The sequence below is a fragment of the Staphylococcus sp. HMSC057A08 genome (assembly GCF_001812925.1).
Taxonomy (GTDB): domain Bacteria; phylum Bacillota; class Bacilli; order Staphylococcales; family Staphylococcaceae; genus Staphylococcus; species Staphylococcus hominis.
The window spans coordinates 63,293-88,031 of sequence record NZ_KV810857.1; the positions used below are offsets into that span (position 1 = coordinate 63,293).

Annotated in this window: 26 protein-coding genes and 2 pseudogenes; 19 read left to right on the plus strand and 9 right to left on the minus strand. The window is 29.0% G+C overall.

The genetic code is table 11. The features are described from left to right. Positions 1-203 precede the first annotated feature (203 nt). The 4 genes from HMPREF2881_RS07535 to HMPREF2881_RS07550 all read left to right on the plus strand — a co-directional run bounded on the left by HMPREF2881_RS07535 (position 204) and on the right by HMPREF2881_RS07550 (position 4,203). Positions 204-2,342, plus strand: a complete 2,139-nt coding sequence (locus tag HMPREF2881_RS07535) for a helix-turn-helix transcriptional regulator (RefSeq protein WP_070653682.1) — start codon at positions 204-206, stop codon at positions 2,340-2,342. A gap of 149 nt (positions 2,343-2,491) precedes the next feature. Then, complete coding sequence (locus HMPREF2881_RS07540) at positions 2,492-2,851, plus strand: transcriptional regulator, SarA/Rot family (RefSeq protein ID WP_002449574.1); 360 nt, start codon at positions 2,492-2,494, stop codon at positions 2,849-2,851. 144 nt (positions 2,852-2,995) lie between these two features. Continuing rightward, on the plus strand, positions 2,996-3,712 hold the full coding sequence (locus HMPREF2881_RS07545; protein ID WP_002455657.1) for a YebC/PmpR family DNA-binding transcriptional regulator: 717 nt from the start codon (positions 2,996-2,998) through the stop codon (positions 3,710-3,712). Further along, the gene (locus HMPREF2881_RS07550; protein ID WP_002449582.1) at positions 3,712-4,203 is read left to right on the plus strand and encodes a cupin domain-containing protein; all 492 of its coding nucleotides are present in this window, start codon (positions 3,712-3,714) and stop codon (positions 4,201-4,203) included. The genes HMPREF2881_RS07545 and HMPREF2881_RS07550 overlap by 1 nt, the downstream gene beginning before the upstream one ends. A 108-nt stretch (positions 4,204-4,311) precedes the next feature. Here the strand turns inward: HMPREF2881_RS07550 and HMPREF2881_RS07555 are convergent, their stop codons facing one another. Beyond that, positions 4,312-5,415: a 5-methyltetrahydropteroyltriglutamate--homocysteine S-methyltransferase gene (locus tag HMPREF2881_RS07555; RefSeq protein WP_002449566.1), complete on the minus strand. Its 1,104-nt coding sequence runs from the start codon at positions 5,413-5,415 to the stop codon at positions 4,312-4,314. Between the two features lie 215 nt (positions 5,416-5,630). On the opposite strand from HMPREF2881_RS07555, the gene HMPREF2881_RS07560 reads away from it, so the two are divergent. From HMPREF2881_RS07560 to HMPREF2881_RS07570, 3 genes are all read left to right on the plus strand, one after another. Next, entirely contained in the window at positions 5,631-6,188 is a 558-nt protein-coding gene (locus tag HMPREF2881_RS07560) for a ribonuclease FAU-1 family protein (RefSeq protein ID WP_002449585.1), read from the plus strand. 92 nt (positions 6,189-6,280) lie between these two features. Continuing rightward, positions 6,281-7,135 (plus strand): LysR family transcriptional regulator, encoded by an 855-nt coding sequence (locus tag HMPREF2881_RS07565; RefSeq protein WP_002488558.1) that lies wholly within the window; start codon positions 6,281-6,283, stop codon positions 7,133-7,135. 46 nt (positions 7,136-7,181) lie between these two features. Next, positions 7,182-8,402 carry a sugar efflux transporter gene (locus HMPREF2881_RS07570; RefSeq protein ID WP_002449565.1) on the plus strand — a complete coding sequence of 407 codons (1,221 nt, stop codon included), beginning with the start codon at positions 7,182-7,184 and terminating at the stop codon, positions 8,400-8,402. A gap of 185 nt (positions 8,403-8,587) precedes the next feature. Here the strand turns inward: HMPREF2881_RS07570 and HMPREF2881_RS07575 are convergent, their stop codons facing one another. Beyond that, on the minus strand, positions 8,588-9,277 hold the full coding sequence (locus HMPREF2881_RS07575) for a DUF1129 family protein (protein WP_002449576.1): 690 nt from the start codon (positions 9,275-9,277) through the stop codon (positions 8,588-8,590). A 122-nt stretch (positions 9,278-9,399) separates the two neighbouring features. Between HMPREF2881_RS07575 and HMPREF2881_RS12065 the strand changes: the two genes are divergently transcribed. The 5 genes from HMPREF2881_RS12065 to HMPREF2881_RS07595 all read left to right on the plus strand — a co-directional run bounded on the left by HMPREF2881_RS12065 (position 9,400) and on the right by HMPREF2881_RS07595 (position 11,344). Further along, positions 9,400-9,576, plus strand: a complete 177-nt coding sequence (locus HMPREF2881_RS12065) for a hypothetical protein (RefSeq protein ID WP_002449553.1) — start codon at positions 9,400-9,402, stop codon at positions 9,574-9,576. A 79-nt stretch (positions 9,577-9,655) separates the two neighbouring features. Then, positions 9,656-9,799, plus strand: coding sequence for a hypothetical protein (locus tag HMPREF2881_RS12170; protein ID WP_330981606.1), 144 nt, complete (start codon positions 9,656-9,658; stop codon positions 9,797-9,799). Between the two features lie 70 nt (positions 9,800-9,869). Then, on the plus strand, positions 9,870-10,247 hold the full coding sequence (locus HMPREF2881_RS07585) for an SA0632 family lipoprotein (RefSeq protein ID WP_002449557.1): 378 nt from the start codon (positions 9,870-9,872) through the stop codon (positions 10,245-10,247). A 154-nt stretch (positions 10,248-10,401) separates the two neighbouring features. Further along, entirely contained in the window at positions 10,402-10,698 is a 297-nt protein-coding gene (locus HMPREF2881_RS07590) for a hypothetical protein (RefSeq protein ID WP_002449559.1), read from the plus strand. A 100-nt stretch (positions 10,699-10,798) separates the two neighbouring features. Then, entirely contained in the window at positions 10,799-11,344 is a 546-nt protein-coding gene (locus HMPREF2881_RS07595) for a GNAT family N-acetyltransferase (protein ID WP_002449584.1), read from the plus strand. A 225-nt stretch (positions 11,345-11,569) separates the two neighbouring features. On the opposite strand, the gene HMPREF2881_RS07600 is transcribed toward HMPREF2881_RS07595, so the two are convergent. The 4 genes and pseudogenes from HMPREF2881_RS07600 to HMPREF2881_RS07615 form a co-directional block, all read right to left on the minus strand. Further along, complete coding sequence (locus HMPREF2881_RS07600) at positions 11,570-12,136, minus strand: LOG family protein (RefSeq protein ID WP_002449561.1); 567 nt, start codon at positions 12,134-12,136, stop codon at positions 11,570-11,572. Next, positions 12,133-12,594 carry a YaiI/YqxD family protein gene (locus HMPREF2881_RS07605; protein ID WP_002449579.1) on the minus strand — a complete coding sequence of 154 codons (462 nt, stop codon included), beginning with the start codon at positions 12,592-12,594 and terminating at the stop codon, positions 12,133-12,135. The genes HMPREF2881_RS07600 and HMPREF2881_RS07605 overlap by 4 nt, the downstream gene beginning before the upstream one ends. Before the next feature lie 23 nt (positions 12,595-12,617). After that, positions 12,618-13,070 (minus strand): annotated as a pseudogene (locus HMPREF2881_RS07610) (hypothetical protein); the annotation flags it as partial. 141 nt (positions 13,071-13,211) lie between these two features. Next, on the minus strand, positions 13,212-14,081 hold the full coding sequence (locus HMPREF2881_RS07615) for an undecaprenyl-diphosphate phosphatase (RefSeq protein WP_002449558.1): 870 nt from the start codon (positions 14,079-14,081) through the stop codon (positions 13,212-13,214). 286 nt (positions 14,082-14,367) lie between these two features. Here HMPREF2881_RS07615 and HMPREF2881_RS07620 point away from each other — a divergent pair, with 286 nt between their 5' ends. Both HMPREF2881_RS07620 and HMPREF2881_RS07625 read left to right on the plus strand, forming a co-directional pair. Continuing rightward, a complete protein-coding gene (locus tag HMPREF2881_RS07620) occupies positions 14,368-16,011 on the plus strand; it encodes an ABC transporter ATP-binding protein/permease (RefSeq protein ID WP_002488590.1) in 1,644 nt (547 codons plus the stop codon). Continuing rightward, positions 15,995-17,662: an amino acid ABC transporter ATP-binding/permease protein gene (locus HMPREF2881_RS07625; protein WP_064207277.1), complete on the plus strand. Its 1,668-nt coding sequence runs from the start codon at positions 15,995-15,997 to the stop codon at positions 17,660-17,662. The genes HMPREF2881_RS07620 and HMPREF2881_RS07625 overlap by 17 nt, the downstream gene beginning before the upstream one ends. A gap of 115 nt (positions 17,663-17,777) precedes the next feature. On the opposite strand, the gene HMPREF2881_RS07630 is transcribed toward HMPREF2881_RS07625, so the two are convergent. Then, the gene (locus HMPREF2881_RS07630; protein WP_002449577.1) at positions 17,778-18,215 is read right to left on the minus strand and encodes a global transcriptional regulator MgrA; all 438 of its coding nucleotides are present in this window, start codon (positions 18,213-18,215) and stop codon (positions 17,778-17,780) included. A 222-nt stretch (positions 18,216-18,437) separates the two neighbouring features. On the opposite strand from HMPREF2881_RS07630, the gene HMPREF2881_RS07635 reads away from it, so the two are divergent. The 3 genes from HMPREF2881_RS07635 (at position 18,438) to HMPREF2881_RS07645 (ending at position 21,297) form a co-directional block, all read left to right on the plus strand. Then, positions 18,438-19,361 carry a CobW family GTP-binding protein gene (locus HMPREF2881_RS07635; RefSeq protein WP_002455646.1) on the plus strand — a complete coding sequence of 308 codons (924 nt, stop codon included), beginning with the start codon at positions 18,438-18,440 and terminating at the stop codon, positions 19,359-19,361. 122 nt (positions 19,362-19,483) lie between these two features. Then, positions 19,484-19,783: a hypothetical protein gene (locus tag HMPREF2881_RS07640; protein WP_002449572.1), complete on the plus strand. Its 300-nt coding sequence runs from the start codon at positions 19,484-19,486 to the stop codon at positions 19,781-19,783. A gap of 140 nt (positions 19,784-19,923) precedes the next feature. Further along, a complete protein-coding gene (locus HMPREF2881_RS07645) occupies positions 19,924-21,297 on the plus strand; it encodes a cryptochrome/photolyase family protein (RefSeq protein WP_070653683.1) in 1,374 nt (457 codons plus the stop codon). Between the two features lie 129 nt (positions 21,298-21,426). Here the strand turns inward: HMPREF2881_RS07645 and HMPREF2881_RS07650 are convergent, their stop codons facing one another. Together HMPREF2881_RS07650 and HMPREF2881_RS12070 are read right to left on the minus strand one after the other, a co-directional pair. Further along, a complete protein-coding gene (locus HMPREF2881_RS07650; RefSeq protein WP_002449567.1) occupies positions 21,427-22,044 on the minus strand; it encodes a DUF1361 domain-containing protein in 618 nt (205 codons plus the stop codon). 255 nt (positions 22,045-22,299) lie between these two features. Beyond that, positions 22,300-22,684 (minus strand): annotated as a pseudogene (locus tag HMPREF2881_RS12070) (PPC domain-containing DNA-binding protein). Between the two features lie 228 nt (positions 22,685-22,912). Between HMPREF2881_RS12070 and norA the strand changes: the two are divergent. Beyond that, positions 22,913-24,076, plus strand: coding sequence for a multidrug efflux MFS transporter NorA (norA, locus tag HMPREF2881_RS07655; protein WP_002449564.1), 1,164 nt, complete (start codon positions 22,913-22,915; stop codon positions 24,074-24,076). 158 nt (positions 24,077-24,234) lie between these two features. Next, positions 24,235-24,711 (plus strand): hypothetical protein, encoded by a 477-nt coding sequence (locus HMPREF2881_RS07660; RefSeq protein ID WP_002449552.1) that lies wholly within the window; start codon positions 24,235-24,237, stop codon positions 24,709-24,711. Positions 24,712-24,739 lie beyond the last annotated feature (28 nt).

The following is a 24,739-nucleotide window of genomic DNA, read 5'->3' on the forward strand; positions in this document are numbered from 1 at the left end:
TAAAGTAAGAAGGCAATTATAGAGCATCTTTTTTAAATAATTATGAAATATATTTAATACAAAATCAAACTTAATTTAATTTTATACATATTTTTGATTTAGTATTAATGTTGTGATAGATTTACATTTAAACACTTATAAATTAGCATTTTTATATAAACACATTAAAAGAAGGACTACCAAGATTAGAAAGAGGTTAGTATATGTCTAATGGGTATTTTCACGTACTTACTAAGCATGAATATCAAATGACACGTTGTCAAGATGGTATCATATTGCTGTTCCCAATAGAAGGTTCATTAGAAATTCAACATTTTGCCAAAAAAGTGACGATTAATAATGATATCTACGTCATAAACAATAAAGATATTTTTTCAATTAATAATAATGAGAAAACATTAATGATTTATATTGCAAGTGATTGGTTTAAAGAAGAAGGATTTAATTTCTTTGATTATAAATATTCAATTAATTTAGTTAAATCTATTAATGCAATAAAAAAAGCATTATTACAGATAACAATGAATCATATTAATCATAAATCTGTTTCAGAAGATAACAAATACATAGTTGACATTGTTCAAATTATTGGAAGACAAGGTAGTGTTGAAATAGATATTGCTAATGATCAATATAATTATGCTTATTATGGGGAGTTAAGTGAAGTATTAGACTATATTAACGAAAATATTGAAAAGAAATTAACATTAAAAGACGTTTCATCTGATCTATTTACATCTAAATCTAATTTATCATCACAATTTACACAGTTGTTAAATATTAGTTTTAAAACTTATGTAGACACTTTGAAAATTGCAAATTCATTTGAATTATTATTGAAAACAAATGATACGATTAGTTTAATTAGTGAAAAAGTAGGGTTTAGTAATGCATCAAGTTATTCTAAAACGTTCAAAAGTTATATGGGAATGACACCAAATGAATATAGATCATGTAATAAATATGAAAAAATGATTTTTATGGATTATGAAACTCATATTGATGATAGTCTACAAAATATAAGAGATATAATTCTGTCACAACAATATTATTATCAAAAGAAAACAGAACATAAAATATATCTCGATTCAAAATTAGATACGTTTATTAAACCTTATCAATGTGTAGTACAAATCAATACGATTGAAGAAATAAAACTGTTATTTTTAGAAAAATATATCGATTATCTTGACGAGAGTCCATCATTAATGATTTATGTAAGAGTGGATATGAAGGAAATAAAAGAACACTTCACTGTTAAAGAACTTCAGCGAATATTTGAATATATTATTAGAAAAAATCTAAATATAAGTTTTAAACTTGAGGATTTAAACCTAATTAATTTTCTTGAAATAACATATGAAAATGTACTAGATTATCTTGAAATACACCAAGTTGAAGTAAATGTAAATCACGAATTAGGTATTGTTTTTGATTTAGAAAAGATTGATTTAAAAGCCATTTATCGTATGATATTAAAAATACAACATAAAACAAATCGGTTTTCTTTTGGATTAGAAATTAGCAACCTGCTAAATAATCCAGTTTTATTTAAAACTTTAGAATCGCAAATTAAAAGAGTGAATTTCCAATTTCTGTTTATTGATAATTCAAAACTAAATCAACCCTATTTAATAGAAGGTAATAATCGTTTATTAGTAAAGAATATATTACATTATCAAAATATACGTGAAATTTTAAATCACATTGATTTAGAAAATCAAAGAATCATATTTTTAAATGTTGAAAATCATGTGTTTTTAAATAGTGAATATAATGACTTAAATAGTAGTGCCCCGTTAATTGTAGAAACAAATATTAAATCAGCTCAACACTTTGACGGTATTGGTTTCAATTTTAGACAGGACAGTCATCAATTTAATGCTTTACATCTTTTTGATGAAAAAGGTTTTAAAACAATATTAGGAACAATGATGGCCCATATCATGACGCTTAGTCAGGAACCAAAATACATTAAAGATCATTATATAGTAATTGAAAAAGAAAATAAATTCATACTATTTATATATGATTGGCGTGTTCTAGAAAGTGAATCACGAAATGCTAATTATGAAAAAACTGATATATATGTAGATTTTAAACATAAGACAAATAAAAATCATCTTATAAAAATTCAACAGATTGATGATTATAACGGCAATATTAATCATATTATTACTGAAGACATACGTAATCGTTATCAATGGTCTAAAACATTCTTGAAGAAAGTAAATCGTTTATTACATCCTTCTTTTAAAATTAGAGAACACAACTTTAATAAAGAGGCATTACAAATTAAACTTGATTATAACGGGCTTTATATAATTGAGATATATAAATAATAAATTTCATCTCAAAAAAGTTTTGCACAACAATATTTGAGTTTGTTGGTAAATTTAACAAAAAATTCAAAACAAATGCAAAAGACAGAACTCCAAAATTAAAGGATAATATATGTTGAATTGTTCGCTTTTATTGGAGGTGCAAATGCTTGAGTAACGATGAATTAAATCGCTTGCTGAAAATCTATAAACAATATAAAGCGTTGTCTGAATATATAGAGAAAGAATACAAACTAACCTTAAATGATTTAGCTTTATTAAAATTAGCTTATGAATACACAGCAGACGATCAAATTTTAATGCAAACATTCTTAAAAGTTGCAATTGAAGAACTAGAATTAAGTAGAACAAAATTACTTGTTTCTATACGCAGATTAATAGAAAAAGAGAAATTAAGTAAAGTTCGATCAACAGAAGATGAACGTAAAATTTTTATCTATATGAACAAATCTAATATTGATCAATTTAATGCTTTATTTAATGATGTAGAAAGATTTTTAGATAATTAACTAAATGAATTGGGAGAGTACTGACAAGGGGATGCTTTGTCAGTATTTTATTTTTTATAAGGAAGTAACGTTTTTTTCAATTTAGACAATAAATTATTAATACTATATAATAAGTATTATTGAGTAAGAAAGCGAGATGACAATATGGGACGTAAATGGAATAATATTAAAGAAAAAAAAGCCCAAAAAGATAAAAATACTAGTAGAATATATGCAAAATTTGGTAAAGAAATTTATGTAGCAGCTAAATCAGGAGAGCCAGATCCTGAATCAAATCAAGCATTAAGACTTGTGCTAGAAAGAGCAAAAACATATTCTGTTCCAAATCATATTATAGATAGAGCCATTGATAAGGCTAAAGGCGGTGGAGATGAAAATTATGACCATCTACGTTATGAAGGATTTGGTCCAAGTGGCTCCATGCTTATTGTAGATGCCTTAACTAATAATGTGAATCGTACAGCATCAGATGTTAGAGCAGCATTTGGAAAAAATGGTGGTAATATGGGTGTATCTGGTTCAGTGGCTTATATGTTTGACCATACTGCAACGTTTGGTGTTGAAGGAAAATCTGCTGATGACGTCCTAGAAACATTGATGGAACAAGATGTAGATGTAAGAGACGTGATTGAAGAAGATGGCTTGACGATTGTGTATGCAGAACCTGATCAATTTGCACAAGTACAAGAGGCACTACGTCAATCAGGTGTAGAAGACTTTAAAATTGCAGAGTTTGAAATGTTACCTCAGACTGATATTGAACTTTCAGCAGATGATCAAGCAACACTTGAAAAACTTATTGATGCACTTGAAGATTTAGAAGATGTTCAAAATGTTTTCCATAATGTGGACTTAAAATAGTGAAACACACGGCTTCGTTTTGGATACAATCGTTAGACTTGGAATCTCATCCAGAAGGTGGATATTATAAAGAAACTATTCGACCGGAGGGTGTAAAGAAAGATGAAAGGGCATCTTTTAGTAGTATACTTTTCTTACTAAAAGCAGATGATATTTCGCATTTTCATCGTATAGATGCTGATGAAGTATGGTATTATCATGCTGGTGTATCACTAGAGATACATATGTTAACTGAAGATGGCCAATATCGTAGTGTCTTGTTAGGTCCAAATGTAGACCATGGAGAAGTACTACAATATGTTGTTCCCAAAGGAACCATTTTTGCTTCGAGTGTACCTCATTCAGAAGGTTATAGTTTAGTAGGCTGTATGTGTCAACCTGCATTTGAATTTAAGTATTTTGAATTATTCACACAAGATGAGTTGACAGAAGCATATCCACAATATCGCAGAATAATTCAAAAATATGCATTGAAAAACATTGAGTATTAATAATTAGACACTTCATTAATCGAGTTAAGTATAACTACATTAATGAAGTGTCTTTTTTAAAAAGATTTATTTTAAAAAGAGATAGAGGACAACATTTCTGACCATTTTCTATTCAGCAGTGCCAAAAAGTTCATTAGCTAATTCTACAACATAGGCTAATTTGTTCCATTGTTCTTGTTCAGTTAGAGCGTTGCCTTCTTCTGTAGAAGCAAAACCACATTGTGGACTAATACAGATATGGTCAATATTTACATATTGTTCTGCTTCTTTAATTCTTTTTTTAATTGTTTCTTTATTTTCCAATTCACCTGTTTTAGAGGTTATAAGTCCTAGAACTGCATAAGCATTGTCATTAAAGAAACGAAGCGGTTCGAAATCACCTGAACGTTCATCATCATACTCTAAAAAGAAACCATTTAAATTTTCCTTAAATAGGTAAGGGGCGATGGCTTCATATCCTCCAGAAATTGCCCAAGTGGATTTATAGTTACCACGACAAATATGAGTAGTCAGAATTAAATCATTTGGTAGTCCTTCGATAGCTTTATTAATCACTTTATAGGCTAAATCACGTGCTTTTAGTTTTTCATCTTCAGAGCGTTGACGACCTCTTACTTTTTGAGTACCGTCAGTTAAACCAGCCCAGTATACGTCATCTAATTGAATATAGCGTGCTCCTAAGTCATAAAATGCTTGTAACGTCTCATGATAAACTTTTGCAATATCATTTGCAAAATCTTCTATATTAGGATAAATCGTTTCGTTTAAAATATTAGGATGGAACAATTGATTTGGACTAGGTATTGATACTTTAGCAGTTGCGCGACCAGCCACTTTTTTATATAAAAACTTAAAGTGTTCAAAGTGTGGGTGATTTGGATTAAATGATACTTTGTCCACAATTCTCACATTATGTGCACGTGTTTCTACACCTTCGAATTCTAATCCATGATCAGGAGTATATCCTTCAACGCCATTAATATTCTCTAGAAAATCAAAATGCCACCAACTTCTACGAAATTCTCCATCTGTAATGCTATGTAAACCAATTTCAATTTGTTTTTCAATAATACGTTCGATTTCTTCATCTTCAATAAGTGTTAATTCATCTAAAGATAATTCGTTATTATTAAATTTAAATCGCGCTTCTTTTAGACGCTTAGGACGTAATAAACTTCCCACGTGATCTGCTCGAAAAGGTCTAACTGTCATAATTAAAAACGATCCTTTTATTTAGAATTTTCAGATAATATAGAATAAAACTATCAAAACTTAGTGTTTTTGTCAATTTTACCTAAAAATTTAATAGTTATAGTAAAATGAAATTGAAAATTTAATAAATTTATATGTTAAAAGTAATAAAACATGCCATAAGATGACATGGTTTACTTAGTTTAATATAATAATGACAAGGAGTTGGTGGCTTTGTGAAAATTAAATACATAGATAAACGTCACTGGCGTCGCCTAATTGAACGTGATTACATAGAAGTTAAGGTAAATAATAATAGGTTTAAAGGTATTATTGGCTTGGTCACGATGAAAAAGGTGCGTGAGCCTTTAGAGGTGACGGTGGTCGATCAAAATGTAGTTGTAGTAGATAATAACTATAAATGGTTACAAATTCTGCCGGAAAAAAAACGCTATAGTATTACTGCAATGTTTGATGATAAGGGGAATCCATTAGAGTACTATTTTGATATTAACATTAAAAATATTACTCAAAAAGGGAACGCGAGAACATTAGATTTATTTTTAGATGTGCTAGTTTTACCATCCACTGGCGAATATGAGTTAGTAGATGAACATGATTTAGAACTAGCTTTGAAAAATGGACAAATTACGAAGAAACAATTCCATGAAGCCTATATTATCGCTCATCAATTGATGATTGAGATTGATGACAATTTTGCAGAGATACATCATCGAATTATGCATTGTTATAAAAAGATGATAGGTAAATTAAATAAGCATAAGAAAGCGTAATTATATTTCTTTAGTACTAAAACAATAATGAAATAGTATCAATTTTATTTACTATCATAGCCGTATTCGTGGATAAACATAAGGGGGAAGCTATGAAAATTGAAGATTATCAATTATTAATTACATTAGATGAAACGAAAACGTTAAGAAAAGCTGCTGAAATTTTATATATATCACAACCAGCAGTCACACAACGCTTAAAAACAATTGAACATGCGTTTGGAGTAGAAATATTTATTCGTACTAAAAAACAATTGATTACTACTACAGAAGGTGCAATGATTATCGAACATGCACGTGATATGTTGAATCGAGAAAAAATGTTTTTCGACAAAATACAAGCACATATAGGGGAAGTCAATGGAACCATATCTATAGGATGTTCATCTTTAATTGGACAAACAATATTGCCCCGTGTATTGAGTTTGTATAATACTCAATTTCCTAATGTAGAAATACAGGTTCAAGTGGGTTCAACAGAACAAATTAGGTCTAATCATAGAGATTATCACCTTTTAATTACTAGAGGAAATAAAGTAATGAATTTAAAAAATATCCATTTATTTGATGATGAACATTATTTTATTTATCCAAAAGAACGTCATGAAGATGTTTCAAAATTACCATTTATTGAATTTCAAGCAGATCCAATATATATAAATCAAATTAATCATTGGTATAGTGGAAAATTTGGACAAGATTATCATGCTACTATTACAGTAGATCAAGTGGCAACATGTAAAGAAATGCTAATAAGTGGTGTAGGCGTAACTATTCTTCCAGAAATAATGATGAAGAATATTGATCATCACGTATTTGAATTTGAAAAAGTCAATATTGATAGTCTTCCGTTAATCCGCTCAACGTATATGAGTTATGATAGTAGTATATTGCAACTACCACAAGTTGATGCTTTTGTATCTTTAATGCTTAATTTTACTAAATAATAGTTAATCAATATTGCAATTTAAAAGAAGAATAGAGGTATAGTATATGTTTTCAGCACTATTGCATATTAAAAACTATAAATTATTTCTTATTAATATGATGCTCTTAGGAATGGGTATTGCCATTACAGTGCCATACTTTGTTTTATTCGCAACAAAAGAACTAGGAATGTCGACAAATCAGTTTGGTGTGCTTTTGGCTTTGGCTGCAGTAAGTCAATTTACTGTAAATGCGATTGTTGCTAGATTTTCAGATACACATCATCTTAATCGGAAAATACTTATTATTTGCGCACTATTTATGGGGGCACTTAGTTTTTCTATATATTTTTACATACATCATATATGGCTATTTATTATAGTATATGCGATATTTCAAGGATTATTCGCACCTGCAATGCCCCAATTATATGCATCTGCTAGAGAATCTATTAATGCGTCTTCATCAAGAAATAATGCGAAATTTGCTAATACTGTATTAAGATCAATGTTCTCTTTTGGCTTTTTATTTGGTCCACTCATTGGTGCATACCTCATTCAATTTATGGGTTATGCAGGGCTATTTGGCGGCACGGTTATCATTTTATTATTTACACTGTTGTTACAAATATTCTTTTATAAGGATTTAAATCTGACTATAAACGACCAAGTTAAAGATACTGCTAGTATTGAAATAACTGCACCTAATATGTTAAAAGATAAAACGTTATTTATTCCATTTATTGCTTTTATACTTCTACATATTGGTCAGTGGATGTATACAATGAATATGCCATTATTCGTTACAGAATATTTGAAAGAACGAGAAGGTTATGTAGGTACTTTAGCAAGTTTATGTGCCGGCTTAGAGGTTCCTTTTATGGTTATATTGGGGATTTTAGCATCCAAATTATCTACACGCACTTTGCTTATACTAGGAGCCATAAGTGGTGGTCTATTCTATTTTAGTATTGGTATATTTGAAAATATATATATGATGATGATAGGACAAGTATTTTTAGCATTTTATTTAGCGATTTTATTAGGACTGGGTATTAGTTATTTCCAAGATATATTACCTGACTTTCCTGGTTATGCTTCGACTTTATTTGCTAATGCAATGGTAATAGGACAATTATGTGGAAACTTATTAGGGGGCGTAATGAGTCATTGGGTCGGATTAGAAAACGTTTTTTATGTTTCTGCCTTATCTATTTTTATTGGGATGATTTTAATATGGTTCACTAAAGATCAAACGTTTACATCTTCAAGTATGAATATACAATAATTAATAGAAATGATGATGTATGAAAATAAAAGTCTAGGACATTAAATACTTCGACAAATGAAAGAGACCACTTCTTCTATTGAAATAATAGGAAAAGGGTCTTTTTTATAATTATTTTGTTTATATATAGCTCAATGAGTTGTTATTTTTCTGAGAATAATGTTCTAGGCTCTTATTTAATATTTTTATAACACAGTATTTGAATCTTCATCAACAAAATGATGTTCTATATAGAAAGCAATAGGTGTAATAATTAGAGAGATGATAATAAATGCCCAATTATTAATTCGAATACTAGGTCCATATGCCAAAAATGACTGTGGAATAAAAAACACATAAAACAGTGCTACTACTAGTAATGCGATAATACAGTAATTAAACCACCAAATCCAATGCGAATTATTAAAACATTGTAATTGAACAGTTTTAAAAACGACTAAAATAAAGAGAAATATAATAGCTAAACCAATGAAGAGCGTAATGGGAAAGGTATATAAATATACTTCATTATGATTATCAGGAATAAAAAAACCGATAAACCCTTTAAAGAAAAAGAATATACCCACTAAAAAGATAAAATTTCTAAAAATAGATTTAACAATATTTTTAATTGTTTCATTTGGTAGGGATTTAAGTTGTTTTTTAGCATGTGCTTTTGGATCATGATCGAAAAATTCAAGAGCTAAAGTTCCCTCCTTCTCTGCCGCAAGTAACTCCTTCAAAATACGATTGAGCATGAGTTCACTATCATGTGGATTTACACGTAAATCTGCTCTAATATAAGTCATATAGTTTTCAAAAATTTCTCGATCCGTATTATTTAAACGCATTGATTTTACGTTGTTTTCACGGGCTAATGTTGCAGTCGATTTCATTTATTATCCCCTTAAAAATAAAAATGTTTAAAAATTTTAAAAGTTGATTATTACATATTAAATATGAATAATCATATCATAGTTATGTAAAGAATATAATGTATAAATAGGGAGAATATAAAATGAGAATTCTTTCAATTACTGATTATCAATTAATTGATAATATTGCACGTATTCATGAATATTACTTAGAAAAAAGTGCATTAAATTATTATGCTACAACGCTCTCTATAGCGTTAAGACAAGAAATATTTGAGAGAAGATTAAAAAACGAACCAAGATATTATTTATGTTATTGAGTCAAACCATGATTTTAGAGAACCTTTTGCTTTCACTTGAGATCAATTTGAAACGAGTACGAAAGTGGTAACGATTGAAATGTTATATACACACCCTCGTTTTCTAAACAGTGGGATAGCTACTAATTTAAAACTGACATTAGAACAATGGGCGATAGAAAAAATGCTCATTCTATCGAAAGTACAGTGGAGGCCAATAATAAACAAATGCGAAAAGACTTAAAATAATAAAATGAATCAAGCCACATTTCATGTTAAAATAAGTGTTATTGATATATTTAAAGGAGAAATATATGAAGAAGTGGATTGTACTTTTACTATTAGCGACTTTAATATTGTCAGCATGTGGTAAAAGTGAAGAAAAAGTATCTTTAGAAAATGATATTAAACAGCTAGAAAAAGAAAATAAAGATTTAAAAAATGAAAAAAATAATCTAGAGAAACAAAAAGAAAAGCTCAATGCGCAACGAGAAAAGTTACAAAAAGAAGTAGATAGTTCTGTTGCCAAAGAATCAGTTAAACAAGAAACTGAAAAATCCAAAAAGGATAACTCAAAACAAACGAATTTATCAAATGAAAGTTCTAGTAGTACTGAAGAACGAAGTAGTGACTCAAATAGTGAACAATCAAATAATAATACAAGTTCTAGTTCGTCTACAAAGAGTAACTAATATAGGTTTTAAAAGGCTACAGGTTTGGCGATAGAATAAGAAGGGTAATAGTATTTAAATACATTTTGAATATAATATCCATATATTTGAAAATAAAGTTTAAAAATATAATAATAAAATTCAGTACATAATTTATAGTATGGGAGAGATAACTATGCATGAACATGATTTTCAAATCTTAGAGGGACGTGACATTACACTTCCAGAATTAGGTAAAGAGATTGAAAATATTACTGGACGTACAGTAACTCATTCAACTGGAGACATTAAACGTGTTGTAGCACACTTGCCAAATTTTGAATCAGAAAGTGATACATTTGTAGCTACTTTCAAACTTAATCATCGTAATGATTATATCGATGCAACATTTGTAGCACCTAAAAATCAACGTAATAAGTTAAAAGAGATTCCAGTACATATCGAATTAATAAGTTACATTTCAAAAAATTAATAATCTTTTAATCAGAATGAACGAAACGAAGTGTGTTATGGTTATATACTCCATGTCACACTTTTTTCATAATTGTATTTGGGTAATGGAGTGTGGATAAATGGTTGTTTATATAGAAACAGAAAGATTGAGATTGCGTGATTGGGAAGAAAAAGATTTATTATCTTTTCAAAAAATGAATGCAAATCCTCAGGTAAGACGCTATTTTCCAAGTCTATTAAGTTATAGACGTTCAGAATTAGATATGCAACAAATGGATGACATTTTAAAGGAAAAAGGAATTGGGCTGTTTGCTGTTGAGCTTAAAGAGACAGGAGCATGGTTAGGATATATAGGGTTAAACTACTTACCAAAAGATAGTAAATATCCTTTTGAAAATTTACCTATATATGAAATTGGATGGCGACTTATCCCTGAAGTATGGGGGAATGGTATTGCTACTGAAGGTGCTATGGCTGTTTTAGAGTATGCAAAAGAAAAAGGCATAGAAGAAGTATTTAGTCTTACAGCTGAGGGGAATTTGGCCTCTCGAAAAGTAATGGAAAAAATTGGAATGTCATTATTTGATTATTTTGAACTACCTGAACTAAGTAAATATCATCCACTTAAAAGACATGTAAGATATCAAAAAAAGTTAAACATATAAATATTAATAAAGACTAGAAAATAGATAGAAACCCCAGAGGTTTTTTAGCATATTAAAAGTCATGGGCTACATAAAAAATGTGACGATAAAAAACAAATTTATTGCTAGTCCTAAACCTAAATATAGAAACACTCAACACGAAAGTCTCTACATTTGGGTGCCGAAACCAGGATGGGCCAACGAATTCAAAAAGAATTCGTTGGCCCATCTTTTTTATAGTATTAATCAATCATAGGTTCTAACACCAAGAGGTTTATAATTAAGTAATCCATCAATTAGAGCCTCTTTAGTGTCATATAAAGGTGCTAACGCTTTATATTTTTTATCGATAAAACCTTCTTCAATCATATGATCAATCAAAGTTTGAAGCGGATTAAAGAATCCATTTAAATTAAAGATGCCGATTGGTTTTTGATGTATACCAATTTGTGCCCAGCTATACATTTCGAAAAATTCTTCAAGAGAACCAGCTCCTCCTGGTGCCATAACAAAAGCATCTGCTAATTCAGTCATTTTTTCTTTGCGTTCGTGCATTGAGTCTACAAGAATGAGCTCACTTACTTTTTGACTAGTAATTTCACGTTCATCTAACATTTTAGGCATCACTCCAATTGCATGGCCTCCGTAATCTAGTACGCCGTCTTGAATAGCGCCCATGATACCTACTGAACCAGCTCCAAAAATGAGTTCATAACCTTGTTCAGCCATATATTTTCCTAATTGATACGCTTCTTTAACATAAATGGGATTATTCCCTTTACTTGCTCCACAATATACTGCTATACGTTTCATTTTGTATCCTCCATTAATTGATTAAGTAAGGTTTGAAAAACATCACAAAAATACTGTCGGTCTTCTTTTGAAAAAGGGGAGGGTCCTTTATGACGTCCACCTTGTTTTCTAATTTGTGCATTATTATAACGCTGTTGAAGTAATATATCTATATTATTTTCGTTATAGATAAATCCTTTATGATGCATTATAATTCTAGCTTTCTTTAGTAATAAACTAGCTAATCCATAGTCTTGAGTAATCACAATATCACTCGTTGTTACAAGTTGTATAATTTTGTAATCAACTGCATCTGGTCCATCGTCCACGTATAGTATATTTACATGACTTGGATAATGAGAATGAGAAAAATGGCTAAAGCTCCGTAAAATCGTAACAAAAAAGCCTGTCTCAGCTGTTAAATCAATAATTTCATTAACGACTGGACAAGCATCACCATCAACAAATATGGTTGTCATTATTTATTTGTAATCTTTTCTGAATGTAACGCTTTATCTTGAGTAATAATACTGTCAGCATTATAGTTATCATATTTCTTCATTTCTTTAATTCGCTGTTTTTCATTATGTTTTTGAATTTTTTCTTCTTCTTTATGACGTTTATCAATATTTTTTTGAAGTTTTTTCTCTAATTTAGAAGATTGTTTATGGTTCTTTTTAGCTAATTTTGATCCTTTTTTCTTAATATATTTAGGATCATTTTCTTTAGCAATTTTTTTGAGTTCACGCTTATTATCGAACTCTTGTTTTTTATCACCAAAGTAATCTTTAACACTAGATGCCTTATTTGCTACCGTATGTGTAGCATGTGAAGTTGCATGCGAAGCTTTTTGAACATCTGGATGAGACTTAATTTTTTTACGTTCTACAACTAGTGGTACGATAAATATCGGTAACACGTTAATTGCTGTTTTAATAACTTGTTTTTTGTCCATACTCGTTCCCCCCATAAAAATTTCTTTCTCTTTCATTACCCTATGATACAGGAATTCAAACGATTGCACTAGATTAAAATAGTTATCTGAAATTTTTATAAAAAAACACTAAAATTCAAAAAGAATTTTAGTGTGATATCATTAAATTCCTTTACCAATACCGAATCCGAAATAAAGAATAGCAATGAAAATAACTAGTACGATTCGATAAATCGCAAATGGTACTAACTTCACTTTATTAATTAAATGTAAGAACGTTTTAATTGCAATTAAACCGACAATAAATGCTGCTAAGAATCCAATGATATAAAATGGGACATGTGCAAGATCAATATATTGATAATTTTTAAGTAATGATAATGTACTTGCAGCTAACATAATTGGGACTGCCATAATAAACGTGAAATCAGAAGCAGATTTATGATTGAGTTTCATTAATACCCCAGTAGAAATTGTTGATCCAGATCTACTGAAACCAGGCCACATTGCAACTGCTTGAGAAATACCAATGACAAATGCTTGGAAATAATTAATTTGATCGACTGTTTGCGGGTGCTTTACTTTAGTACTGTATTTATCAGCAATAATCATATAAATAGCACCAATGAATAAACCAATCATTACAGTGGGTACACTAAATAAATGCGCTTCAATAAAGTCATCAAAAAGAACACCTAAAATTCCAGCTGGAATCATACCTACTAATACATGAAGTAAGTTCAATCGGCGAGGTTTAGAACGCATTCCCTCACTATGAGCAACATGTTTGTATTTTCCGATATGTAACATTTCGAAGTAACGTTCACGGAACACCCATGCAGCAGCAAACACAGAACCGAGTTGAATGACAATTTTAAAAGTAAAAGCTGAATGAGAACCTAAAAATTGAGACGATTGTAACCACATATCATCTACAAGAATCATATGTCCTGTAGATGAAACAGGAGCAAATTCAGTAAGACCTTCTACAATACCTAAAATTAACGCCTTAATAAATTCAATAATTATCATAAGTAACCTCTTTCTTTTATGTAAAAAATGAACTTTCATTTATGCTAAATGTTTTATTTTAAAAAATTCACTTTATTATCATAGCATATTGAAATAATAATTTACTAATAATTACCGGTGGATATGACAATAATGTCATGTTGTTTTGAAATAAAAAACTATTTTGTTGTATTGTGTGGAAGATGATTAATTCAAAGAAATGACATAATATTGTCACTTAACTTTGAAATCAATTAAATGATTATTTGTGATCAAGCTTCTATAATAAAGCATTAGGTGAAGAAATTTGAAAAATTTAATGAATTTAGTTTTTAAATATAAATTATTTCCAATTTTTATGGGGATGATTAGTGTATTGTTAGCCATATGTGTAGTGATTCAAAATATTGGAATTGCTGGGTTTTTGAATCAAGTCTTGTACCACAAGGTTTCAGCTATTTATCCATTGTTATTTACTATTTTAATCGTATTAATTTTGAGAGTAACGTTTAATATGTTGAATCAACGATTAGGTGATATTTTAGCTTACAAAGTTAAACATGACCTTCGTCAAAAAATAGTAACAAGTAAGTCTAAAGCTTCAATTGGCGTACAAACAAACATTTTAACTGAAGTTATAGATGGAATTACACCCTTTTTTAATAATTACTTGCCACAAGTGTTTAAATCTATGTGCATACCTTTCGTCATTATTATTGTAATGTGTTTTATACATCTTAATACTGCTATTATTATGGCGGTTACTGCACCATTTATTCCATTATTTTATATTATTTTTGGCTTGAAAACACGAGACGAATCTAAAGAACAAATGACGTATTTAAATCAATTTAGCCAACGCTTTTTAAATATAGCTAAAGGTTTGATTACTTTAAGACTATTTAGACGAACAACGGAAACGGAAAATCACATATATAAAGAGAGCACACGCTTTAGGGATTTAACGATGAAAATTTTGAAAAGTGCATTTCTATCTGGCCTTATGCTTGAGTTTATAAGTATGTTAGGTATTGGTTTAATTGCACTAGAAGCGACATTAAGTTTAGTTGTGTTTCACCATATCAACTTTAAAATTGCTGTAATTGCGATTATTTTAGCGCCAGAATTTTACAATGCAATTAAAGATTTAGGTCAAGCCTTCCATACTGGTAAACAAAGTGAAGGAGCAAGTGATATTATTTTTGATTTTTTAAATAATGTTGAAGAATCAAATATCAATACGCCTACCATAAATCAGAATCAGCAAAATCAAATTTATTTCGATAAAGTAAGTTATCAATATCCTAATACGACTCTATATGCCTTAAAAGATATAACTTTTTCGATCAATCAAGGAGAAAAAATTGCAATTGTTGGTCCAAGTGGCGCTGGAAAATCCACATTAGCGAATCTTATTCAGCAAATGATAACACCTACAAAAGGTCGCATTATATTTAATTCTGAAGTTACAGATATAGGTATGTTAAACCAACGGCCATATATTTTTTCAGCGTCTGTTAAAGATAATATTACAATGTTTAATGAGGTTTCAGATGAAAAAATTTTACAAACTTTAGAAACAGTAGGACTTAAAGAAAAGATTTTAAGCTTAAATAAAGGAATTCACACTGTAATTGGTGAAGGTGGGGAAATGTTATCTGGTGGTCAAATGAGAAGAATAGAACTTTGTAGAGTACTATTACTACGTCCAAGTATTCTAATATTTGACGAGCCTACTACAGGTTTAGATATTGAAACTGAACGTGTTGTTCAACAAACATTAGAGCATAACTTTAAGCATGCTACCACAATTACAATCGCACATCGTAATTCGACTATACGTCGTGCAACCCGACGTTTATATGTAAAAGAAGGTCATCTTATTAAAGATGATAATCGAATTTCTACGCAATTAAATAAGGTGGTGAATAAAGATGAAACCACATATTAAATTTCATTTAGATAAAGATTTATTTTTAGCAATATTAGTAAGCATTACCGGAAGCCTAATAGCACTTACAATGTTCTTTTTAAGTGGATATATGGTAACTCAAAGTGCACTAGGCATGCCTATTTACGCATTGATGATACTTGTCGTTTCTGTAAAATTATTTGGATTTTTACGTGCTATGACGCGATATGTTGAAAGGTTATTATCCCATCGAACTACATTTACAATGTTAAGGAATATAAGAGTACAGTTTGTAAAACAACTTTTTCCAAGAGTGCCTAATATTTATCGTAAATTTAGATCGAGCGATTTAATCTCAAGAATGGTCAATAAAGTAGAGTCACTACAAAATATATATTTACGTGTATATTATCCTCCTTTTGTAATAGGTTTAACTGCGCTAATTGCTGCTGTTGCATTAATTTATTTTAGTATTGCTCATGCTATTTTAATTGTCATAAGTATGCTATTTTATTTATGGATTATACCATGGCTAAGTGCTAAGCGTGTACGCATACTTAAACAACAAGTTACTACTCATGAACAAAAAATGTTAGGTGAGTTTTATGATTATAAAGCGGGTTATCAAGAGTTAATTACTTTTAATCAACAAGATGCATATAAAAAGAAAGTCGTTAAGTCATTAGAATACTATGATAGATTACAAGCTAAAGAAAATCGTTTTTTAACATTTTATGATTATATATTGAATCTCATTTCTATTATAACGATTTTTTTAAGTTTAGCTTTAGCCGTGGTACAAATTGAACATGGATATTTAGATGTTATATATGTAACGAGTATGATATTAATGATTTTAACTTTGTTCGAACAGGCTATTCCAATGAGTAATTTTGCTTATTATAAAGCAGATACAGATCAAGCGTTAACAGATATTAATGAGGTGTTTCATTCTTCGATCACTACACCTAAGTTAACTGTACAGACGAAACAAGAACCTGTATTTAGTATTTCTAATCTAAAATTTAAATATTTTAATCAAGAAACATTAGTATTAAACGATATTAATTTAACCATCCATAAAGGTGAAAAAGTAGCTATCATTGGACCTTCTGGTTCAGGGAAAAGTACGTTAATGCAACTGCTATGTGGATTATATGAAATAGAAGAAGGTCGTGTTGAGTTATACGGACAATCTATTACTCAAATTAATGAAAACGATAGATATAATGAAATCAATGCGTTATTACAATCCCAACAAATATTTGATGGTACTGTTAGAGAAAATTTATTATCTAATCAAAAAGATGAAAACTTAATCGATGTTTTAAATATGTTGAATTTAAGTTACTTAAATTTGAACACGCAATTGACTTTAGATGGAACTTCTTTATCTGGCGGTGAAATTCAACGTTTATCTTTAGCACGTTTATTTTTAAAATCATCTAACATTTGGCTATTAGATGAGCCAACTACAGCGCTTGATGAAGATAATACGACCAATGTAATGAAAGAAATTAACAAGCAAGCAGAAACATTAGTTGTTGCTACACATGATTTAGACTTACTTCCATATTTCGATACCATTATCGTAATGGTTGAAGGTGAGGTTGTTGAGTACGGAGATTATGTATCATTAAGTCAAAATAAGGGTTATTTAAATCGCATGATTCATATTAATAAATTATAAAATAAAAAACCTGAGATAGCTTTAAAAAATGATCTCAGGTTTTCTACTATTGATAAATATATAAATTACATTTTGAAATGAATAACTTTAATTAGTTTAGTACTAGCATGTCACATTATTTGTTTTCGGTAAAAGCAGTAATAATTTTACCTAATAGACGATTAAGTTCATGAACTTCATCGTTACTCAAAGAAGAAGCGATGGCAACTTTTTGAGATGCATCACTTAATTCGGGTTTAATATTTTCACTTTTTTCAGTAAGATGAATAAATACTTCACGTTGGTCAATTTCAGAACGTTCCCGTTTAATTAAATCAACGTTCTCCATTCTTTTTAGTAAGGGTGATACTGTACCTGTATCTAAAGCTAATTCAGTGACTACTTTCTTAACATTTACAGGGGATTCTTCCCATAAAATACTTAAAACTAAGAATTGTGGGTAAGTAAGATTGTACTTTTTAAAGACTTTGTTTGAATAGTAGCGATTTACTTGTCTTTGTGCATTGTACAAACTAAAACAAAGTTGCTCTTTTAAATTGTGTTGTTCAGACATTAAAGTTCTCCTCCAGACATTTATCCGTTTCTCTTTATTTCGGATTAAAGTTCGTCTATGTTGTGTAAAATATAAATTATCACACACTTCATTTCAATGCCATGCTAAAATTAAAGTATGCTTAAATTTTAGAAGAAAACACTATTTTAATCAAGTGTAATCTAACGTACATTTTTATAATATTAATTTCAAATACATTTTATATAGAAATGAGTTTTTAAAATGATAAATAATAAAAAACAAAAAATATCTATTACAATAATTAGTGGCTTTTTAGGAAGTGGTAAAACTACACTTTTGAATAATTATATAAGCCAATTATTAAAAAAAGATGAGAAAATAACAATTATTATGAATGAATTCGGTTCTTTTGACGTTGATAGTTTACTTATCGAAGAAGATATTACTGTAAAATCATTAATCAATGGATGCGTATGTTGTGACTTAAATAATGATTTAGTATTACAATTACAATCACTTATTAAAGAAGGTGAAAGTCAACACATTCTTATTGAATCGACTGGAATTGCACATCCTTTAGAAGTCTTTGCAGCGTGTCAAGATCCAACAATAGTTAATGACGTGGAAATTCCTAAAATAATAGGCCTTGTTGATGCGTTAAGATTTAATAATAGAATGAAATATACGGTAGAGACGAATGAGTTAATGAAAGAGCAAATTAAATATAGTGATATAATTATTCTTAATAAAATGGATTTAGTGACCCAAGTAGAATTAGAAAATATAAAAAAACAATTGGTTTCTATTAATAATAAAGCAACGATTTACGTGACTACATATAGTAAATTAGATGATGTAGTAGTGAAAAACAAAGCTGCTGATATTAATAGGCATGTTCATGTCCACCATCATAATGTACAATCTATGAAATATACGTTTAGTTCTCCTATTGATCGACAATTATTTTACCAATTTATAATGCGTTTGCCAGATGAAGTATTCAGATTAAAAGGATTTGTAAAATTTAAAGATCAGTCGGATTCAACATACGAATTTCAATTTTCAATGGGATTACCTACTTATGGAATAACTGATAGAGAAGTTCCATTAACTATTGTTATTATTGGTGAAATGCTTGATACAACACGTTTGAAAAACCAGTTAGAAATGATTCAATTTACTTAAAATGACTCCTTAATTGTTATGGGAGTGGTTATGAGTATTCTAAATTTCTAATAAATATGTCATAGTCTTGTCATGAGAATAAAAAAATATATCATTTATAATAGAATAAGGAGGATATATTAATGAATCATAATGAAGATAAACGCACTAAACAAATTCGCTTTGAGTTTAAGTGGATTACAATCCCATATTTAATTTTTGCAATTATTATTCTATTGTTAAATATCTTTTTTACAAATATAAAAATCACAATGGCACTATTTGGATTGTTCTTTGGTTATAATTTAGGAATATTGTTTATCGCATTTATTAATAAGTACAAACGTACACTCATATTAACGCTAATTTTAACTATTTTAAGTGCAGCAACTTTCTTTACTTTACTATACGTTTTTGGACTTAATAGAGAAATATTTGGTTAATAAAAGTATTAATCACATTATATAAATTAAGTGAAAGGAGTCACTTTAGAATTTGTATTGAATTCTATAGTCACTCCTTTTAATTTTAAGATAAATAGGGTAGTTAAATTATTAACAAACATCAGTCTAGGAGTGAAAATATGAATATTGGCGTCATTCTCAATAGAGTATTTAGAATAAATAATAATCCATTATTCGAATATATTAATCAACAAAAAGATGCATTTGATAAATGCTATCTTATAATTCCTAAGGAAACATTTGAAGAGAAAGGTACAGATAAAAAAGCAAACTATTATTATGGCACTTTAGAAAAATTTTTATATAAGTTGAAAGAACATCATATAGAGCCATATGTCATCGATTACAGTGAACTAGGTATGTTTTGTACTGAACATGATATTAAAGAAATAGTTATGGCTGGCGATATCATGAGTTATCATCAAGAAAGATATGATATTCGCCACTTAAAACAAGCGTTTAAAAATCACGATATACCCGTAATAACTATTAACGTTAATCATTATTTTAAGCCAAGTAACACTATGAATCAGCAAGGACAACCATATAAAGTATTTACAAGTTTTTATAAAGCACACCGTTCAAAACTTAGACAGCATTCTCCGTATCAATATCAATTAAGTGATATCGCTAATAAATGTAGCCAATCACAACAAACGATAACTAATGATTATCATCATGATGGACAATCAGAAGATCAAGCGTTAAACAATTGGAAAGATTATTTAAATCATAGTATTCAAAACTATAAAAAGGATAGAGAGTATCTTCCGGAAATACCCACTAGTCAATTAAGTATTGTTCTAGCATATGGTCTAATAGATATTAAACAAATTATTACAGATTTATTAGAACGATATGAGGAAAATGAAAGTAATTACGAAAGTTTTATTAGAGAAGTAATGTTTCGTGAGTTTTATTATGTTCTTATGGCCCAATATCCTCATATTGCACATGAAGCATTTAATGAAAAATATCGTACTATACAATGGTCATATAACAAAGAAGAGTTTAATCGCTGGTGTGAAGGTCAAACTGGTTTTCCTATTATTGATGCTGCCATGAATGAATTAAATGAGACAGGATTTATGCATAATCGCATGCGAATGGTAGTCTCTCAATTTTTAACTAAAGATTTGTTTATTGATTGGGCTTGGGGCGAAGATTATTTTAGAAAAAAATTAATCGATTATGATGCAGCTTCAAATATACATGGTTGGCAATGGTCAGCTTCAATTGGGACAGATGCTGTGCCGTATTTTAGGATGTTTAATCCTATTAGACAAAGTGAACGTTTTGATAAAGACGCTTTATATATCAAAAAATATATTCCTATATTCGATCATGTGCCCGCAAAATTATTACATCACCCATTTCAACATCAAACACAATTAGTAAAAAAAGGAATACAATTAGGTAAAGATTATCCTGAACCGATTGTAGATCATAAAGTTGCGCGCGAACATGTGATGACAATATTTAAAAATATATAAAAAAAGAGCTGGGAAAAGGAAACAGAGTTCAAATTGAGTTCATGCTTCCACCCCTAGCTTTTTTAAATACATAACTAAACGTCTTATAAAATTTTTCTACATGAATAGACTGTATTAAATAGAAATATATCAATGTGCCATTCTTATCCCTTTAATGAATAATAAAATGACAAATTGAAGTAGCATCATTAATGAAATAAATATTAAACTACTACCATTTAAGGCACTAATGACTTCTATGATAATAGTAAATGGACGGGTAATTAAATGAACAGTATGAAATCTCAAAAATCTACCCATAAATATTCCTAAACCATTTAAAAACATAAGTGCTATTAATAAACATCGATTTAACCATAGCTTTGAAGTGAAATGAGATAAATGAACAAATATGAGAGCCATGCAATAAATCGCAAAAAATACACTTAGCAGTAAGAAAGTAAAGTATAACCATTCTATTAAATTAAGTTGGACGTAAAAATCAAATGTAAACTGATTGAGATGAATAAGATCAGTAACCATGTAAAATGTATTGGGCACTAATAAAATAAAAATAAGAGCAAAAATAATAAATATAGGCCATTCAAACTTTTTTCTAGGTTTAAATAAATCTAATAAGAAACATAATTCAAGTGGAATGTAAGCTAAAAATAAATTTAAGCTTACAAAGTTAAATACACGCGTTTCAAATAATGATATTACAAAAAGAATAATAAAATAGATTCTTGCAATATAACGTGAAGTCATAATATGCACTACTTTCTAACGATTTAGTTGAATTATTATAGTAAAGGTTAAAGTCGAAGTAATCAAGAAAAAAGAAGGTAGAATAATTAAAGTTAGAGAAGCATTAATAATTGTAAAATAGATGTGTAATCTGTAAGAAAAGAATCTCAATGATGTTAAATAAAAGTGATAACATATTGTAATGAAGCGGTTGAATTGAGGTTTCTAATCTTGATTGAAAAAGAAATTTTACGATTTTAATCAGTTGAGTCTAGTCTACGAGTCAAATGTTCGATTGATATCACAATCAGTCATCGTAATGAAAATTTCACTTGTTGTTGAAACCACAGCTTTTGTTAAATGTCCACTTAACGTCTCAAAATATTGAGAACCAATGTACCATGTAAATGTGCAAATGGTTAATTATCAATACGAGAAATATTCCCTAATAAACTTGTTCATTCTAATGTTTCATTTATTTCTTTTTTTCATATTCATTTGTTTCCAAATTATAATAGTTTAACACGACCTCATCACAAGCTCCGATACCACTCACTGAATCAAATTTAATATGTTAATGTTGAGCAAAGTGAGTAACCTCTTTTATAATATCTTCTCCATGTTCTAAAACAAGAAGAGAGTGTTGTCCGTTTTTGGGCATCTTATTGTCTTCATTTTTATAATTAGGATAATTTAATTATATATAACATAAATTTAAAATACTTTGAATAAACTATTAAGTAAGATAGTATATTTTAAAATAAAAAATAATATATAATAGTATCTAAATGAAAGATGAAAAATTTAGAATTTTTAACTTTTCTCAGAATATGAATTAGATGAATTTCATTAAGCGTATTTAATTATAGATAAAAGAGAGGTGGTCTTCATGAAAAAACAATTATTTACATTATATTTTAATATATTTTTAATATTCGTTGGAATTGGCCTTGTTATTCCTGTTCTTCCAGTATATTTGAAAGATTTAGGGTTAAAAGGAAGCGATTTAGGAATTTTAGTAGCTATTTTCTCATTGTCTCAAATGATTATTTCTCCTTTTGGAGGAAGTTTAGCTGATAAATTGGGTAAAAAATTAATTATTTGTTTAGGATTAGTATTTTTTACAATCTCTGAATTCTTATTTGCTATGAGTCATTCTTTTATACTTCTAATAGTATCAAGAATACTTGGTGGTTTTAGTGCAGGGATGGTAATGCCTGGTGTAACAGGAATGATTGCAGATATTTCTATAGCTAAAGATAAAGCGAAAAATTTTGGTTATATGTCTGCAATTATTAACTCTGGTTTTATTTTAGGACCAGGAATTGGTGGTTTTTTAGCAGAAGTATCACATCGTCTTCCATTTTATTTTGCAGGTGCATTAGGTATTATTGCGTTTGTTATATCTGTAATATTGATTCGCCAACCGCAAAATACAGCGGAAAGTCATCATATTCACTTTGAAACTAAAGAACTTTCTAAAATCCAATGGGGTGTTTTTATTACTCCAATTATCTTAACATTTGTACTTGCTTTTGGTTTGTCTTCTTTTGAGACGTTATTTTCTCTGTATACTTCAGCGAAAGCAAACTACGCACCTGGCGATATTTCAATTGCTATTGTAGGTGGTGGTGTTGCAGGAGCAGTATTCCAAATTTTCTTTTTTGATAAATTTATGAGATATACCACTGAACTTACATTTATTACTTGGGCATTATTATATTCTGTCATTGTTATATTTAGTCTTATAATCGCTCATAGTTACTGGTCAATTATGTTAATTAGTTTTATTGTCTTTATTGGATTTGATTTAATTCGTCCAGCGCTAACTAATTATTATTCAAATATAGCAGGTAATCGACAAGGTTTTGCTGGAGGACTTAATTCTACATTTACAAGTATGGGTAATTTTGTAGGCCCGTTGGTAGCAGGCTCGTTATTTGATGTTAATATTGAATTTCCTTTATATATGTCTATTATTGTAATGTTATTTGGGGTAGTAATTATTTTCATAGAGAAAAAGTTACAGTTAAATCGTAGCAGATGTGATTAAATAAGTTTTATATAATAGAAATGTAACAATAAAAAGTCGTTAGGTAATATAACTGTTACAAAGATTACAATTATTTTAAATTGCCTTCTGCTGAATTATTTTATCTATATTTGTATGTTAAGATATAAAAAAATTCAAAGAGAAGTGTGGGTAAGGAGATGAATTTAAAAAATATATTGTTAAGTGTGGTAGCTATCATTTTATCAATTTGTTTGGCATTTCTATTATTTATCGCAACGAATCAAAATGCCTTAGCTAAGGTACATCGAACAATTTCTACTTTTTCAAAAGTCGGAAGTATTGTCGAAACTAAAAATATATTAAATATAAACAGCAATCACACCGCCGAAGCTTCTGAGAAAAATCAAACGCAACACAAAGCAGATATTCGTCAAAATCAAAACGTTAATTATAGGTTGACTGAGAAAGCTCAAGAAAAATATTTATACTCAACAGAGGAATGTAAAACGATAGTTGAAAATTATATGCAACAAAATTATAAACAGCCTGTAAAGTTAGAGGGTTTGAATGAAACTAATCAAGCCATCACTTTTGAAGCGTATCCAGAAAACAAAAAAGCTGAAGATATAACAATTAATAAAGTGGGTAAAGTTGAGATAATTTCTGCAAATTAAGTTAAATAAAAATGTAATGTAAAATCAG